The organism is Arthrobacter sp. MYb224 (genome assembly GCF_002975455.1).
Lineage (GTDB): Bacteria > Actinomycetota > Actinomycetes > Actinomycetales > Micrococcaceae > Glutamicibacter.
On sequence record NZ_PCPU01000005.1, the window covers coordinates 263983 to 279105 of the forward strand.

12 protein-coding genes are annotated in these 15123 nt (G+C 60.6%); 3 read left to right on the plus strand and 9 right to left on the minus strand.

Annotated elements, in window-relative coordinates; translation table 11 throughout:
* Positions 1-99: 99 nt before the first annotated feature.
* The 3 genes from CQ017_RS11825 to CQ017_RS11835 are packed head-to-tail and all read left to right on the plus strand — an operon-like array spanning position 100 to position 2086.
* Positions 100-870 carry a thioredoxin domain-containing protein gene (locus CQ017_RS11825; RefSeq protein ID WP_105553873.1) on the plus strand — a complete coding sequence of 257 codons (771 nt, stop codon included), beginning with the start codon at positions 100-102 and terminating at the stop codon, positions 868-870.
* The gene (locus tag CQ017_RS11830; RefSeq protein WP_105553874.1) at positions 870-1742 is read left to right on the plus strand and encodes a cytochrome c biogenesis CcdA family protein; all 873 of its coding nucleotides are present in this window, start codon (positions 870-872) and stop codon (positions 1740-1742) included. The genes CQ017_RS11825 and CQ017_RS11830 overlap by 1 nt, the downstream gene beginning before the upstream one ends.
* A complete protein-coding gene (locus CQ017_RS11835; protein ID WP_105553875.1) occupies positions 1739-2086 on the plus strand; it encodes a hypothetical protein in 348 nt (115 codons plus the stop codon). The genes CQ017_RS11830 and CQ017_RS11835 overlap by 4 nt, the downstream gene beginning before the upstream one ends.
* Positions 2087-2200: 114 nt before the next feature.
* Here the strand turns inward: CQ017_RS11835 and CQ017_RS11840 are convergent, their stop codons facing one another.
* From CQ017_RS11840 to CQ017_RS11885, 9 genes are all read right to left on the minus strand, one after another.
* Positions 2201-4504 carry a cation-translocating P-type ATPase gene (locus CQ017_RS11840; RefSeq protein ID WP_105553876.1) on the minus strand — a complete coding sequence of 768 codons (2304 nt, stop codon included), beginning with the start codon at positions 4502-4504 and terminating at the stop codon, positions 2201-2203.
* A gap of 70 nt (positions 4505-4574) precedes the next feature.
* Positions 4575-4802, minus strand: a complete 228-nt coding sequence (locus CQ017_RS11845) for a heavy-metal-associated domain-containing protein (RefSeq protein ID WP_105553935.1) — start codon at positions 4800-4802, stop codon at positions 4575-4577.
* A 1213-nt stretch (positions 4803-6015) separates the two neighbouring features.
* The gene (locus tag CQ017_RS11855) at positions 6016-7806 is read right to left on the minus strand and encodes an NAD(P)/FAD-dependent oxidoreductase (RefSeq protein WP_105553878.1); all 1791 of its coding nucleotides are present in this window, start codon (positions 7804-7806) and stop codon (positions 6016-6018) included.
* Between the two features lie 122 nt (positions 7807-7928).
* The gene (locus CQ017_RS11860) at positions 7929-9101 is read right to left on the minus strand and encodes a GAF domain-containing protein (RefSeq protein WP_105553879.1); all 1173 of its coding nucleotides are present in this window, start codon (positions 9099-9101) and stop codon (positions 7929-7931) included.
* A gap of 204 nt (positions 9102-9305) precedes the next feature.
* A complete protein-coding gene (locus CQ017_RS11865; RefSeq protein WP_105553880.1) occupies positions 9306-10676 on the minus strand; it encodes an FAD-binding oxidoreductase in 1371 nt (456 codons plus the stop codon).
* A gap of 101 nt (positions 10677-10777) precedes the next feature.
* Positions 10778-11710, minus strand: a complete 933-nt coding sequence (locus CQ017_RS11870) for a 4-(cytidine 5'-diphospho)-2-C-methyl-D-erythritol kinase (RefSeq protein ID WP_105553881.1) — start codon at positions 11708-11710, stop codon at positions 10778-10780.
* A 2-nt stretch (positions 11711-11712) separates the two neighbouring features.
* Complete coding sequence (gene rsmA, locus CQ017_RS11875; RefSeq protein WP_105553882.1) at positions 11713-12594, minus strand: 16S rRNA (adenine(1518)-N(6)/adenine(1519)-N(6))-dimethyltransferase RsmA; 882 nt, start codon at positions 12592-12594, stop codon at positions 11713-11715.
* 99 nt (positions 12595-12693) lie between these two features.
* Positions 12694-13869, minus strand: a complete 1176-nt coding sequence (locus CQ017_RS11880; RefSeq protein WP_181150546.1) for a resuscitation-promoting factor — start codon at positions 13867-13869, stop codon at positions 12694-12696.
* 271 nt (positions 13870-14140) lie between these two features.
* Positions 14141-15088: a TatD family hydrolase gene (locus tag CQ017_RS11885; protein WP_105553884.1), complete on the minus strand. Its 948-nt coding sequence runs from the start codon at positions 15086-15088 to the stop codon at positions 14141-14143.
* Positions 15089-15123: the final 35 nt, after the last annotated feature.

Here is a 15123-nt window from a genome sequence, read left to right on the forward strand (position 1 = left end):
CGCTCCGCCGGCATTTGTTTATTACTATGCCCCATCGTACTGTTACTAATCAACGTAGTAGTAAGTATTGGCGCCCTGACGGCAGGGAAGGAAATATAGATGATGAGCACGAATGAAACCGCTTCGAGGACACCAAAGGGGAAACGGCTTCCGTGGTTTTGGCTCCTCCCCATTCCGATCGTCATCGTCGTCGCCTTGCTGATTTGGTCCCAAATACCGGGCAAAGCTCCAGAATCGGCGCAGGCACCTTCGGCGATAGCGGAGAGCATCCAAGAAGCACCCGCTACGCCCGCGGCACCGCCGGCCTTTCCCGAGGTCTCTCGCCTGGATCCAAAGGATCCAACTGCCGTGGGGTCGGTCGACGCCCCCGTCGTCATGGTGGCCTACTCAGATTTCCAATGCCCGTTCTGCGCCAAGTGGACCGATAGCACCCTGCCGAAACTCACCGAGAAATACGTAGACAACGGGCAGCTTCGGATCGAGTGGCGAGATCTGGACATCTTCGGCGAGGCCTCGCTGACGGCCGCCCAGGCTGGCCAGGCAGCCGCACTGCAAGGCGGCTATATCGACTTCCACCATCGCCTGTCCCAGGGCGGGAACATCTCCGCGGCAAAAGACTTCACCGATGAATCCCTGTTTGCGATCGCCGAAGACCTGGGGCTGGAGGGCGACAAACTCGTCACCGACATGGGCAGCGCCCAGGTCAAGGACGCAGTGCAGCGCAATATTGCAGAAGCCCAGTCCCTGGGCGTATTGAGCACACCGTCATTCCTCATCAACCGGACACCATTCGTCGGCGCCCAGCCACTGGCCAACTTCGAGGCGGCAATCGAGGCAGAGCTCGCCAAGGCCGAAGCCGAGCAACCATAGTGGAGGCCGGAATCCTATTTGCCTTTGTCGGTGGGCTGCTCGGCCTATTTAGCCCTTGCAATGCAATGCTTCTGCCGGCGTTCTTTGCCCATGCAGCGACTTCCACCCGGCGACTTGGCGCCATCGGCTTGGCCTTTCTTGTCGGCACGCTAGCCACGCTGGTACCACTTGGCCTAGGCATGGGGTGGCTCGGCGGCGCCCTTGCCGTTGACCGCGGGCTGCTCATTGTCATCGCCGCATGGGTGATAGTGGCCTTCGGACTACTACAGATTTTTGGCGGCGGCTTTGACGCCGCGCGATTCTTGCCGTCACGAGTACGCCAACCACGCGCTCCGGGCTCGCTATGGGGTGCAGCGCTCTTGGGTACCGTTGCCGGTGTCGCAGGTTTTTGCACCGGACCGGTCCTTGGCGCAATCCTGACCTTGGTCCTCACCTCGGGCAGCCCGCTAGCCGGCGGCCTGCTGCTTTCCGTGTACGGCGCTGGCACGGTACTGCCCATCATCGCTCTGGCATGGGCCGTCAAGAAGTATGGCGGAATGCGCTGGAGGTGGATGCGCGGCCGCCAGCTTCGGCTGGGCCGGTTGCACTTGCACAGCAACACCCTGATCGCCGGAACAGTCACCTTGCTCGTCGGTGTGGCGATGCTTCTCACCGGCGGCTTGGCCACCGCCGGCGAGCTGCTGCCGCACGACATCCTCGATGGAATTTCTACAACTGCCGCGAACATCGACGCGGCCATACCAACGTGGATCTGGATCACTCTGGCCGCGGCCGGTTTCTTCGCCTGGTGGGTTGCAGAAGCTCTTCGCCGTTTATCGGCATCGGCTAGCGCTCGGTCGGCGCAGTCCACTTCCACGAAGGGAACACCATGAACCACCATCTCCTGCTCCATCTTGCCGGTACCGGCGAAGCCCCGCAGCCCAATCTGGAGATGGCTGCGCGCGTCGCCCGCAACGCCCGAGCCGAGCTCCCCGATTGGACCATCGAGCTTGTGGTCCAGGGCCCGCAGGTAGCGCTCCTGGCCACCGGGAGCGAGCTGGCCCAAGAGGTGGTTTCGCTAGTGGATGCCGGGTTCATCGTGAGTGCCTGTGCCAACAGCCTGCGCTCGGCCGCGGTTGACGGCGAAGGACTGGCAGCCGGCGTTCGAATTGTCAGCGCCGCGGTGGCGCGCCTAGCCACCGCTCAAATCGACGGTGCCGCGTACATCCGTGTTTAGTGCGGCAACACCGATTTTGGGAATCCGATGCTTACCTCATCGGACATAGAATGCCGGTGTTCCTCCGCTAGTGGAGGAACACCGGCATTCATGTTTTTGGCCTAGAAACGAAGCCTAGCTTGATCGTTGCTTTCGTCCGAACCCACGCAGCCGCAGCGAGTTCGCGACGACCAGCACTGAGCTGGCGGCCATGGCGGCACCTGCAATCATGGGATTCAAGAACCCCAGGGCTGCCACCGGAATACCAGCGGTGTTGTAGACAAACGCCCAGAACAGGTTCATCTTGATAGTTCCCAGTGTCTTGCGGGAAAGCTCGATAGCTTGCGCAACCTGCTCGACGTCATTGCCCATGATGGTGACGTCGGCTGCTTCGATCGCCACATCCGTCCCGGAACCCATCGCGATGCCAAGGTCTGCCTGAGCCAGCGCCGGAGCGTCGTTGACGCCGTCGCCGACCATTGCCACGACCCTGCCTTGCTCCTGCAGCTGGCGCACGGCCTGAGCCTTGCCTTCGGGGAAGACATCCGCGAACACGTCTTCCGGCGCGATACCAACCTTGGCGGCAACTTGCTGCGCTACCGCCTTGTTATCCCCGGTGAGCAATACCGGGCGCAACCCAAGTCCCTTGAGCCTTGCAATGGCGGCAGCCGAGGACTCCTTGATGGTGTCGGTCAGGTTGACGAATCCGGCAAAGGCTCCATCCACGCCGATCATAATCGAGGTCGCGCCACTGCTCTGCGCGGTTGCAAGATCCGCGAGCTGCCGATCGGTTAGCTCAATCCCATTTTCCTTCAGCCAGCTTTCCCGGCCGGCCACCACGGTGTGCACACCCACCGTTGCTCGCACGCCGCCACCGGCGGCGGAGACGAACCCGGTAGCCACGGCCAAGGAAGCGTTGGCACGCGCCGCTTCGACAATTGCTTGGGCAATCGGGTGCTCAGACCCCGCTTCCGCCGCGCCGGCCAGTGCCAGCAGCTCTTCTTCGTCAAATCCCGACGCCGGGGTTGTAGAGGTGACCGCAAGGTTGCCCTCGGTCACGGTGCCGGTCTTGTCCAGCAGCACGGTGTCAACCTTGCGGGTGTCTTCCAGGACTTGCGGTCCACGGATCAGGATGCCCAGCTGGGCCCCGCGTCCGGTACCCACCAGCAAACCAATAGGAGTCGCCAGGCCTAAGGCACAAGGGCAAGCAATGACCAGCACCGCTACCGCGGCAGCGACGGCCGAGCCCATATCACCGGTGTGCAATAGCCAGAGAACAAAGGTGGACAGCGCAATGACCAGCACAATCGGCACGAAGACCGCGGAGATGCGGTCTGCAAGTCGAGCGATCGGCGCCTTGCCCGTCTGCGCCTGGGATACCAGGCGTCCCATCTGAGCCAGCGTGGTGTCCTTGCCAACGCGGGTAGCACGAATAACCAGTACGCCGGAGGTGTTGATTGTTGCACCGGTAACGGTGTCATCCGGGCCGACTTCCACGGGCACCGATTCTCCGGTAACCAATGCGGTATCCACCGCCGAGTGCCCCGAGACGACAAAGCCGTCGGTGGCAATTTTTTCGCCGGGGCGCACAATGAACTCATCGCCAGGAAGCAACTCGGCCGCTGAAACCTTGGTTTCGACGCCCTCGCGGATCAATGTGGCTTCCTTGGCGCCTAGATCCAGCAAGGTCTTAAGCGCGTCGCCGGCCCGGACTTTGGCGCGGGCTTCCAACCAGCGGCCGAGCAGCAGGAAGGTCGCCACGACACCCGCGGTCTCGAAGTACAGCGCATGCTCGCTCATGGCCATGCCGACGTGGGCCGTGATATTCGGATCCGCAATCAGCTGCCACAGCGAGTAGAAGTAAGCCGCAAGTACACCAATTGAGACCAGGGTGTCCATGGTGGAGGACAGATGGCGCGCGTTGATGGCAGCGGCACGGTGGAACGGCCAGGCTGACCAGAACGTCACCGGGGTGGCAAGCGCCAGCGCAACCCAACCCCAATGCGGGAATTGAGCGCCGGGGATCATGGAAATAATGAACAGCGGCACGGTGAAGATCGCGCCGACAATGAGGCGTGTCTTCAGGTCCTGGCCTGCCTGCGCGGCGGGCTTGTTCCTGCGCGGCGGCTCAAGCGATGCTGCTGCAGTGGAGGTTCGCGCGGTTTCGGTCTGCGAACGGGCTGTCTGCTCTGCGTATTGGTCCACCTTGAGGTTGGCCTTGTAGCCGGCGGATTCGACGGTCGAGATCAGCTCTTCGTCCGTTACGCCTTCCGGAACCGTCACGCGAGCGGACTCCAGCGGAAGATTCACCAGCGCTTCCACGCCTTCCAGCTTCCCCAGCTTGCGTTCGACTCGACCCACGCAGGAAGCACAGGTCATTCCCTGAATATCCAACTCGACGATGCGTTGATTGGTGGGGAATGCGGTGTCGTTACTCATGATTCCACTTCTTTCTCACTCCCGGAGACGGGCACATATAGCTATTCGCGCCCCGTCTCGGGGCCGGTATTTAGGCTTCCGCGGAAACGAGCTTGTAGCCCGCTTCGGCGACGGCCGCTTCGAGAATCGAGTTCTCGACTGGTTTGTTGGTGGCGATGGTAGCCGTAGAGGCTCCACCGACGACGAGGTCAACCTCGACATTGCTGACACCAGGGATCTCTTGGAGTTCCTCGGTCACTGACGAAACACAGTGCCCGCAGGTCATGCCTTCAATCTTCAAGGTGATGTCGTTGCTCATGATGTCCTCCGTGTTTGTTGTATTGCTATTTGCTTCTTCATCGCTCGAGCTGCATCCGCAGCAGCTTGATTCGTTGCTCATGAGTTCCTCTTCTCGCGGGATCTTTCGGTTCTCGAAAAGTCATCTGGGCAAACGGCTGGCCTTGCAGCCATCTCCATGATTTTGCATGAGCCTCAACAGCGGCCATTGCGTTTTCCATACCTTGACGATATACCCCTAGAGGGTATCGAGTCAAGTACCCCCATAGGGTATATTTTCAGTTAAATTCAAAGCCACTGGATCCAACGAACTGCGTCATCAATACATTGATTATCCGATGTCCGGGTAGACGCTTCATGCACAATTGCCCAGCCGAGGATCGCAGTTTGAGAAATCGGAGCGCGAAGCACCACCCCGGGGATGCCGCCGATTTCCGAAAACTAGCCATTGCACTCAAGGCAGGCAGGGCTTCGCGGCACCCGCGGGAAGCGCGGCCCTAAACTTATAGAGGATGCCTCCCTCACCGCCAAGGCCAAATAGCTAACGGTGCGCAACCAGAGTGCAGCGGAACCTGCAAATACTCCACCGACCGCGTACCTTGCAGGAAAAGCCACCGCTGTCATCGGGGTGTATATGACCCCACCCAAGGGCTCCCTGAGGCTCTGCATCGAGGAGAAATCCCGAATTCAGCACCTTGCGCGAACAACACCGCTCTTGCCGATCCGAATGGAATGCAGCGAAGACGCGCCGCGGATCTGGCGCCAGGCCTTCTAGGCTTTGCTCAGCAGATTGGCCGGATCCAATCCGGGGCGTTTTCCGCACTCGCGAATGGATCATCATTCAGCTCACAATGCTTTTATCGTGAAGTGGTGGCTCGTCTCGCCGCTGCGGATCAACACTCATTCCACGCCGGCCGGCGGATCAGGGCCGAATCTGGCGAAGGATTGGATCCTGATCGCTTATCGACAGGCGAGCGAGCGCGGCAGGTCCAGCGCCGTGAAAAATCTGAATCGGCATATCCGGAAATTCACTCCGGGGTGGGTTGAGCACGGAGATCAAATTGCATAAAGCTCATCCACTGCGGAAGGCTTGCGGACGGCTCCCCCTTCCAGAACTTCTAAACACCGGGCAAGAGATCAACGATTCGGTGAAAGCGCAGTTGGGCCCGGAGGATCTTCGGCGTCTAAAGATCCTCCGGGCCCAGCTCACAAGTCAACCTTGAACAGCTAGTTGATCAGGCTTGATGATAGGTTTCGGCGAGCGCGTAGACGGGCGTGGGCAGCCCCTCGAAACGGGCCTTGAGCTGCAAGCCCAGATATTTCGAGTAGTGCCTGGACTGGTGCAAGTTCCCGCCATGGAACCAGAGATTCTTGACCTTGGTTGGCTTCCACATATTTCGCAGTTCGCCTTGCCAGGGACCTGGATCCTTAGTGGTTTCAGAGCCCAAGCCCCAGCATTTACCCACCGCATCGGCGACTTCTTGGGAGATCAGGTGGGCGGCCCAGCCGTTCATCGACCCGTAGCCTGTTGCGTAGACCACCGCGTCGGCGGGCAGCTCGGTTCCATCGGCCAGGATCACGCTGTGCTCGGTCAAGTGCGAGACCTCGCCCTGGGCCAAGGCAATGGACCCATCGGCCACCAGCTCGCTCGCGCCGATGTTGATGTAGTAGCCCGAGCCGCGGCGCAGATACTTGAGGAACAGCCCCGAGTCGTCATCGCCGAAGTCGAGGTCGAAGCCCACGTCCTCCAGGGACTTGTAGAACTCTGCATCCTGTTCGCGGACCTTGTCGAACGCCGGACGCTGGAAATCCGGCAGGACCTTGTACGGGATGGAAGCAAAGATCAGGTCAGCCTTGTGGTGATCGATGCCTGCGGCCAAGGCCTGTTCGGAATACAGCGGCCCCAGCACGGTATTCATCAAGGATTCCGAACGCACGATGTGGGTGCTGGAACGCTGCACCATGGTGGGCTTGGCACCGTTCTGGACCAAATCCGCGCAAATATCGTGGGCCGAATTGTTCGCACCGATCACCACGACGTTCTTCCCTGCGTAGCGTTCACCGCCTGGGTGCTTCGAGGAATGACTCTGTTCCCCGGCGAAGCTCTCGGCACCCGGGTAGCGGGGAACGCTGGGGATTCCGGACATTCCGGTGGCCAGGACCAATTGGGTGGGACGCAGGGTGAGCGGCACCCCGTCGCGTTCGACTTCGACGATCCAGCCGTCGCCGTCCGGGTCTTGCTTCGCACTGGTCGCTTCGGTCAGGGACCAGTAGTCCAGTTCCATGAGCTTGGTATAGCTTTCCAACCAGTCGCCCATCTTGTCCTTGGGAGTGAACACCGGCCAGTGGTCGGGAAATTCGATGTACGGCATATGGTCATACCAGACCGGGTCATGCAGGGCCAGCGAGTGGTAGCGCGAGCGCCACTGGTCCCCCGGCCTCGGATGCTTGTCGATGACCAGGGCCGGGACGCCCATGCGTTTGAGCCGTGCGGCCAATCCGATGCCGCCCTGGCCGCCACCGATGATCAGAGTGTACGGCTGCTCGGTGATTCCCAGTGTTTGCCGCTGGGCTTCGCGGCGGTCCAGCCAGTTCTCCTTGCTCATGGCCGAGCCGTGCTCGGCCCCGAGTTCGCGCCTGGACCCGGCAGGTTCGGGATATTCGCGCAGTTCCTGGGCCGTGCTCAGCAGGGTCCAGCACCGGCCGTCGCGCAGCCGGAAGAGCCCGAGCCCGTTGATGGCATCGTTCTCGAAGGTGTACCAGGCCTCGACGACTCCATCGGCGTCCTGTGCGCTGGTCACCTTCAGGTTTCGCGGCCATGCCCCGCGCTCGACGCCGAGCAGCATCTTCGCGATGTCTTCGCGCCCCTCGCTGGTGTGCAGGTTCCAGGTCAATGCGGTGAGGTCCCGCCAATAGCATTCCTCGCCGAAGAGCTCCGCGGCCCCTTGCACATCGCCTGCTTCCAAGGCCTGCTGCAGCGCTCGGCACCATTCTTGAGCCTGCGCCAGTGGATCGTTGTTCGCCATAGCCATCACTTCAATTCATCGGGAGTCCGGGAAATGATGCGGCTTATTCTGCCGCCCTGAAGCAAGGCTATGACCTGCATCACAAAATGGAAGCGTTGCAAAAGGTTGCATGCCTCCAGGGATCAAGGTTGGCGGTACACCGGTACCATCAGCCGATAGGGCCGGGAGGCAATCAGGCCACGCAGCCTTCCACGCAGCCGGGAGATTTCGGCTCGAATAGTCACGTTGGGCGTTTGCGCAGGCCACAGTTCCTGGAGCTGCGCCGCGGTGGCTCCCGCGGGGCAGCTCGCCAGAAGCTCCAAGATTTGCCAGTGCTTGGCACTGAGCCCAATGCGGGTCGTTCCGCTTGGCGTATGCACCAGCGCTTCCTGGAGGCCCCCGGCGCAGAGTTCAAGCGTCACTTGCTCATCGGCTCGTTGCAGGAGCCAGCCGCCGGCAGTTCTGCGCGCATCCACCGCACCGATGCCAATGATCCAGTTGCGCCCTTCTTCCAAGGCCGGTGGCAAGGAGATTCTACCGCTGATGCTGTATCCACGAGCGGACGCCACAGAACCCTGGGAATCAACCAGCAGGTATGCGCCCTCCGGCAGCGTTGCTGCCAGTTCGAGCCGTTGCATTTTTAAGTCGTGCTCGCCTCGCAGCAGTAGTTCCGCTTCGTGGGCGACGGATGAAACCAGCGCCAGCGAGTGCGGGTGAGCTGTGCGAAATGATCCGGCCAAGGTGATGGTGCCGACCAAGGATGAAGTGGCAGGGTTGCTGACCGGCGCCGAGGTGCAGACCCAGGAATGCTGTTCTTCGCGAGCATGCTCCGGACCAAAAATTTGCACCGGCGTCCGCTCGGCCATTGCGGCGCCGATGCCGTTCGTGCCGACGTCGCCTTCCCGCCATCTGGCCCCGGCAACAAAGCCGATGTCATCGCTTCTCCGGCGGATCATCGAAGGTCCCAGAACCCAAAGCACGTACCCCTGGCTATCGGAGATCACCAGTTGGTTTCCAGCCTGCGTGGCCAGTGACAGCAACCGGTCCTTGAACAGCTCAACGAGTCCGTTCAATTCCTCATTGGATTCCCGCCGCTCGCGGACAGTTGCAAGGTCCAGGGGAACAATGTCCTTGTACTGCGCTCCGGCGCGCGACCAGGAACGAGCCACCACGGGTCGAACCAGCGAGGGAATGCGCGTGCCTTCGGCCCAGCTCTGATGCAGGGCTTTGAGGCCCCGTGCTTTATTGGTTGGGTCTTCCCCAGCTGCCAGGGCCGCTTGGAACAGCGCCTGGGACCCACGGTGCTCCACAGTCATTTACTGAGAATGCCATGCTTCGCTAGTGGATGGGAAGCTTTCGCCGCTTAAAATCGCTGAGGCTTTCCCCGAATCGTCGAAGGAACTGGGGAAGGCCCGCGAGCAGGTGCGAGTTGGCCTGTGTGCTGCCGTGAATTCGGCGACCGCCTTGGTTGCGGCATCTACGATGCTTGCGCTGCACTCCGCAGCAGCCAGGCAACTCGCCTATCTCTTCCCCGTCACCAGATCCGCCAGGTGCGCTATGGCGGAGGTCTTCGTCCCACCCTTGGATTCGGCCCGGTCCGCCATCCCATAGGCAGCATAGAGCCCCGTGGTGGCCATCCAACGAAGCGGTTCGGGTTCCCACTGCCGCACCTTGTGGTTGACCCAGGGCAAATTGGTCAGCGCGGTATTCTGGCCTAAGACCAGATCGCGCAGGGTTCGACCGGCAAGGTTGGTGGTAGCCACGCCGGTCCCCACATATCCCCCGGCCCAGCCGATTCCAGTGCGCGGATCCATACCGACGGTGGCGGCCCAATCTCGCGGAACCCCGAGCACCCCGGACCAGGCATGAGCGATCGCCGCTTGCTTGGCTTGCGGGAATAGCCGTTGCAAAATTTCTTGGAGTCCGTTGACCGTCACCGCTGGAGTCATCCCATCAAGGTCGGTACGCGACCCGAATTTGTAGGGAACTCCGCGACCTCCAATGGCGATCCGATCATCGGCGGTGCGCTGGGCGTACATGTACACGTGGGCAAAATCGCCAAGCACTTCGCCGTTCTTCCAGTTCACCTCATCCCAGAAAGATGCATCCAGCGGCTCGGTGGCAATCATCGAAGAATTCATCGGCAGCCACAAGCGCTTATGGCCTTTAATTCCGGCGGTGAAGCCCTCGGTCGCACGAATGATGAAGTCCGCGGTGACGGTTCCACCAGCAAAATCCAGTCGGTGAGAACTGATCTCGGTGACCCTGGTGCTCTCGAAGATTTCTACTCCGAGAGATTCGACTGCCTGTGCCAGCCCACTGACCAGTTTGGCCGGTTGGATCCGAGCGGCATGCGGGTGCCAGGCGGCGGCAAGTGTGCCCGCGACATTGATCTGCTGTGCAGCTTCGGAGCTTTCCAGCAGCTGCACCCCGCTGTGCTCCCAAGACTGCTCGGCGGTCACGAAAGCGCGCAATCGTGCCTCTTGGGCCGGATTGTACGCAACCTCGAATTCGCCGCCCTGCAGGATGTCCGCGTCGATGTTCTCCGCGGCGCAGACCCGCACCACTTCGTCGATGGTTTGATTCATGGCCAGCTGAAAGTCGTCGACCGCTTGCCGGCCGTGGGATTTCAGATATTGTTCGCGTCCACCGGTAATGGTGTTGGTCAGCCAGCCGCCATTGCGTCCGGACGCCCCATACCCGATATGGCGCTGCTCCAGGATAGCGATCCGCAGGCTAGGCGCTGCGTGCTTCAAATAGTAGGCGGCCCACAGGCCGGTAAAACCGGCACCCACAATGGCAACGTCAAATGCATGGGATCCGCGCAGAGTTTCCCGCGAGGTGGGTAATCCAAGGCGTTCCCACCAATGAGATACGTGGCCATTGATCATGTGATTCCTTCGTTCCACAACGAATAAATGAACCACGCTCACTTTATGGTTCCGAAATCACTCTAGAGTCACGGCACCCACCCTGGCAAGGGTTCAAGAAGCTATTCGGAAAGCTCCACATGCGCGCCCGGTGCCGGAGCACTGACCATCATGGTGGCGACTCCCACCTCGTCTCCGAGCTGCGTCATCACCTGCTCGGCGTGTTCGGCATCGCGCACCAGCAGGGCCAAGGTCGGTCCCGACCCGGACACCATGGCCCGCAGCGCGCCGGCGCCTTCGGCGAGGTCCCGCACGGTTCCAAGTTCCGGAGCCAAGGCCAAGGATGCCTGCGTCAGGTCATTGACCAGAAGCTGCGACAGCGCTTCGGTATCCGATTCCATCAGCGCTTTAATAACCTGTGGATCGATCTCTTGTGGAACCTCAACACACTGGCCGGCGCGCAGCCGGTCGAGCATCGAATAGACGCGAGGGGTCGATAAGCCAAAACTGGCAGGGATCAATACCCACTGCGTCTTGGCACGGGTCAGCAAGGGGGCGAGTTTGTCGCCGATGCCCAGGCCGATGGCCGCACCGCCCATGAGCGCAAAAGGCACATCGGCGCCGAGCCGGGCGCCAAGCCTGCCAAGCTCTTCACGGTCCAGTCCGGTCCCCCACAGCTCGTTGCAGGCAACGAGAGCAGCCGCGGCATCCGCGGAACCGCCGCCCATCCCGCCGGCAATCGGTACGCGCTTGGTGATGTGGAGGTTTGCACCCAAGGTGCAACCGGTATGCTCGCGGAGAAGCTCGGCGGCTTTCCACACGAGGTTATTTTGGCCCAGCGGGAAATTTTCCGGATCGGCAACTACCGGCGAGCCCGGTTCTAGGCTCAGCTGCAGTTCACCGTCTGCACGCAGTGTGGCTTCGATTTGCTCCAGCAGGGATACCGCGACATACAGGCTGGCGACCTCATGGTAGCCGTCCTCACGCGGTGGTCCCACCCGGAAATAGCAGTTAATTTTTCCCGGCGCGGTGGCGATGACGCGTTGCTTGGCCATCGTTAGTCTTCGGTCTGCACGAGCGCCGGCACCGTGTGAGCCGCACGAGCAATCGAGATGAATCCGTCTACGTCCAGCTTCTCCCCGCGCTCCTTCGGGTCGATGCCCGCAGCGTGCAGGATCTGCTCGGCGCGAGCGCCGGATCCGGCCCACCCGGACAGGGCAGCGCGCAGCGTCTTGCGGCGTTGGGCAAAGGCTGCGTCAATGATGGCAAAGACTTCCTTGCGGTCTGGTGCGTCGCTGCGATCCTTGTCGCGAGTGAAAGCCACCAGGCCGGAATGGATCTTGGGGGCCGGCCAAAAGACGTTCATGCCAATGACGCCTGCCTTGCGCATGGTGCCGTACCAGGCGCCCTTGACCGAGGGGACACCGTAGATCTTATTTCCCGGTGTTGCGCACATCCGGTCGGCGACCTCGTCCTGCACCATCACCAGGCCATGGGTGATGGATTCGAAATGCTCCATCAGGTGCAGCACCACGGGCACTGCAACGTTATATGGGAGATTTGCGACAAGGGCGGTGGGATTGCCCGGAAGCTCGGTGATCTTCATGGCATCGCTGAGGATCACCGTCAGGTCCTCTTCTCGGCCCGGACGGAGTTCGGCCATGGTCTGCGGCAACCGCTTCGCAAGCGGCGGGTCGATCTCTACGGCGACCACCTTTGCCGCGGCATCCATGATTCCGAGGGTCAGCGAGCCGAGGCCCGGTCCGACCTCAAGCACGGTCTCCTCCGGGGCGACATTTGCGGTGGCCACAATCCTGCGGATGGTGTTTCCATCAATGACAAAGTTCTGCCCGAGGGTCTTCGTGGGACGTATCCCAAGCTCCTCGGCCAGTCGACGGATTTCGGTAGCCCCAAGCAGTGGCAAAGATTCCTTAGACATCACACCTACAATTCTAGTTCAGCGCGCAAGGACTGCTGACGCGACGCGACGCGCCCACCCGAATGGGGTGGACGCGTCGCGTCAAAAGTTTTCTGCTGCTTAGCGCAGCCCGAGCTTGGACGAGCAGTGTGGCCAGTGGCCCCATCCGCCGTTGGCACGCAGCTTCTCAGCGGTAGCAATCTGTTCCTGAGGGCTGGCCTGGTGTGGCAGCGGCGCGTACTTCGTTCCGCCGGCTCCGCGCCATGACGAAGCGGAGAACTGGAGTCCACCGTAGTAGCCGTTACCGGTGTTGATCGACCAGTTGCCACCGGACTCGCACTTGGCCAGAGCCGCCCAGGTAGAGGAGATGCTACCGGTTGGAGCCTTGGTCTTGGAGTCCGAGCTCTTGGAATCCGAGCTTGATTCAGGCTTCTTGGTTCCGACTCGAATAACCTCTGCGACTGGCTCCTTGGTGACCTTGGACTTCAGAACTTCTTCCTCGCCCTTTTTACCATTGCGGGTTTCCTGGCGAAGCGTCAGTTCACGCTCGCCCTTTTTGCCCTCGGTTTTGACCTTGGTCTTGCCCTTTTCGAGCTTCGAATCCTTGACCTTCTCGGTATCAAAACCGATCTCTCGCTTTTCATCCCAAGTCTTCACCGAAACGACGATGACCTCGATCTTGGTGTCGTCCTCGATCTTGGTGCTGGTCTTCGCGTCCTTGTCGGTGTCTTTACCTACTTGAACGTTGACCTCGTCGTCCTTGTCGAGCTTGACCTTCTGCTCGGCAAGCAGTTCCTTGACGGTCTGCGCGGTGGTCGAAACCTTCTGCTTCTTCTCGTCGACAAGCAGAGTCACATTTTTAGGGGTGATGATCTCGATTTCGTCGCTGAGGCTGACGAGCTCGATATCTTCGCCGAGGGATACTTCCGACTTCTCATCCAGCTTCAGTTCGTCCATGACATCCGCCACGGTCATGCCGGTGGTGTGCACTACTCGGTCGGTGCCATCGATGCTGACCTGTACCGACTTGTTGCGGCTGATCTCGATGCGCTGCTCATCGGAAAGCTCCGAATCTGCGGCCACGCTCAACTCGTCACGCTCGTAAACGCTGATGCCTTCCTGCTCAAGGGCATCCTGCACGGTTGCTACGCGGGTGGTGAAGATCTGCTCATCGCCATCAATGGCCACGGTCACGGACTTCTGGCCGGAAATATAAAAAACAGCTCCGGCAATGACCACGGCAACAGCCACGGCCTGAGCCAGATATTTGACCCAGCTTTTTTTGAGCAAGTGCATCACGGTAGTGAGATCCCCATCGTTTGTAGGTCGAACGCCAGGAAGATACTCCCGGTAAGTCTTGCTCAACCGTGGCGGCCAGGCCGCCAGTATAAAATTCAGTTTGCGCGTCACCCGATCCACGGAGGATCTAGTCCCCTACGGAAATACGGCAACGCACTAGGTTGCGACCGGCTCAGGGCGCGCTCGCAACTCAACGCTTTCCAATAACCGTAACCGAATTGTAATAATTGGCGCAACCTTTATATGTCGGAAACCACACCCGGCAGGACTACAATGCGCCGTACACCGCACCCGTATTCGCGGCTAGCTGCTCGCACAATTGAGCTAATTCAGCACCCCTGGTTTCAGCCATAAAGCGGACGGTATGGGGGATCATGTAGCTCGCATTTGGCCGCCCCCGGAAAGGATGTGGCGTCAGGAACGGCGCATCCGTTTCGACAAGCAACAACTGCGGGTCTGCTAGGCGCAAGGCCTGCTGGAGATCTGTTGAATTCTTGAAGGTCACGGTCCCCGAAAATGACATGTACCAGCCGTTGGCATTGCAGATCCGCGCCAGCTCGGCGTCGCCGGAAAAGCAATGGAAAACCACGCGCTCGGGCAACGGCGCATCGTTCAAGATCCGAACCACATCATGATGTGCGTCACGGTCGTGGATTTGGACTGCTTTTCCATGTTCCACGGCGATCCGCAAATGCTCGCGGAAGGACTTTTCCTGCGCATGATGCCCCGCTTCGCCCGTTCGGAAGTAATCCAGCCCGGTCTCACCGATGGCCCGCACCCGCTCGTTTGCCGCCAACTCCTCGATCTGCTCAATCGCGGCCTCAAGTTCGCCATGCTCCGCTAGGCGCGCGGCATCATTGGGGTGGAGAGCGATCGCAGCCAAGATGTTTGGAAAGTCCTTGGCCGCCTGCACGGCGAATTTTGACGATTCCACGTCGCAGCCAACCTGGATCAGCCCCTCCACCCCGACCGCTGCGGCCGCGCTGAGGGCCTGCTGCACACTGGCATTCACCGAACCATCGCGAAAATCCAGATGCGTATGGTTGTCGATCACCGGTACCGGCAGCGGGGCGGGTGCCTCCGGGTAACGGGTATTTCGTTTGCTTCCGTTCTTTTCTGTCTTTGCCGAGCGGGCGCGTTCCCCGGTAGGTGAAGAATTCGATTCTTCTGCCGGACGGTACCCCTCGGGAATCCGTGAGAAATCGGATTCACTCATCTGCGCACCGGACCTTTCGTCATAAATATTGTCAG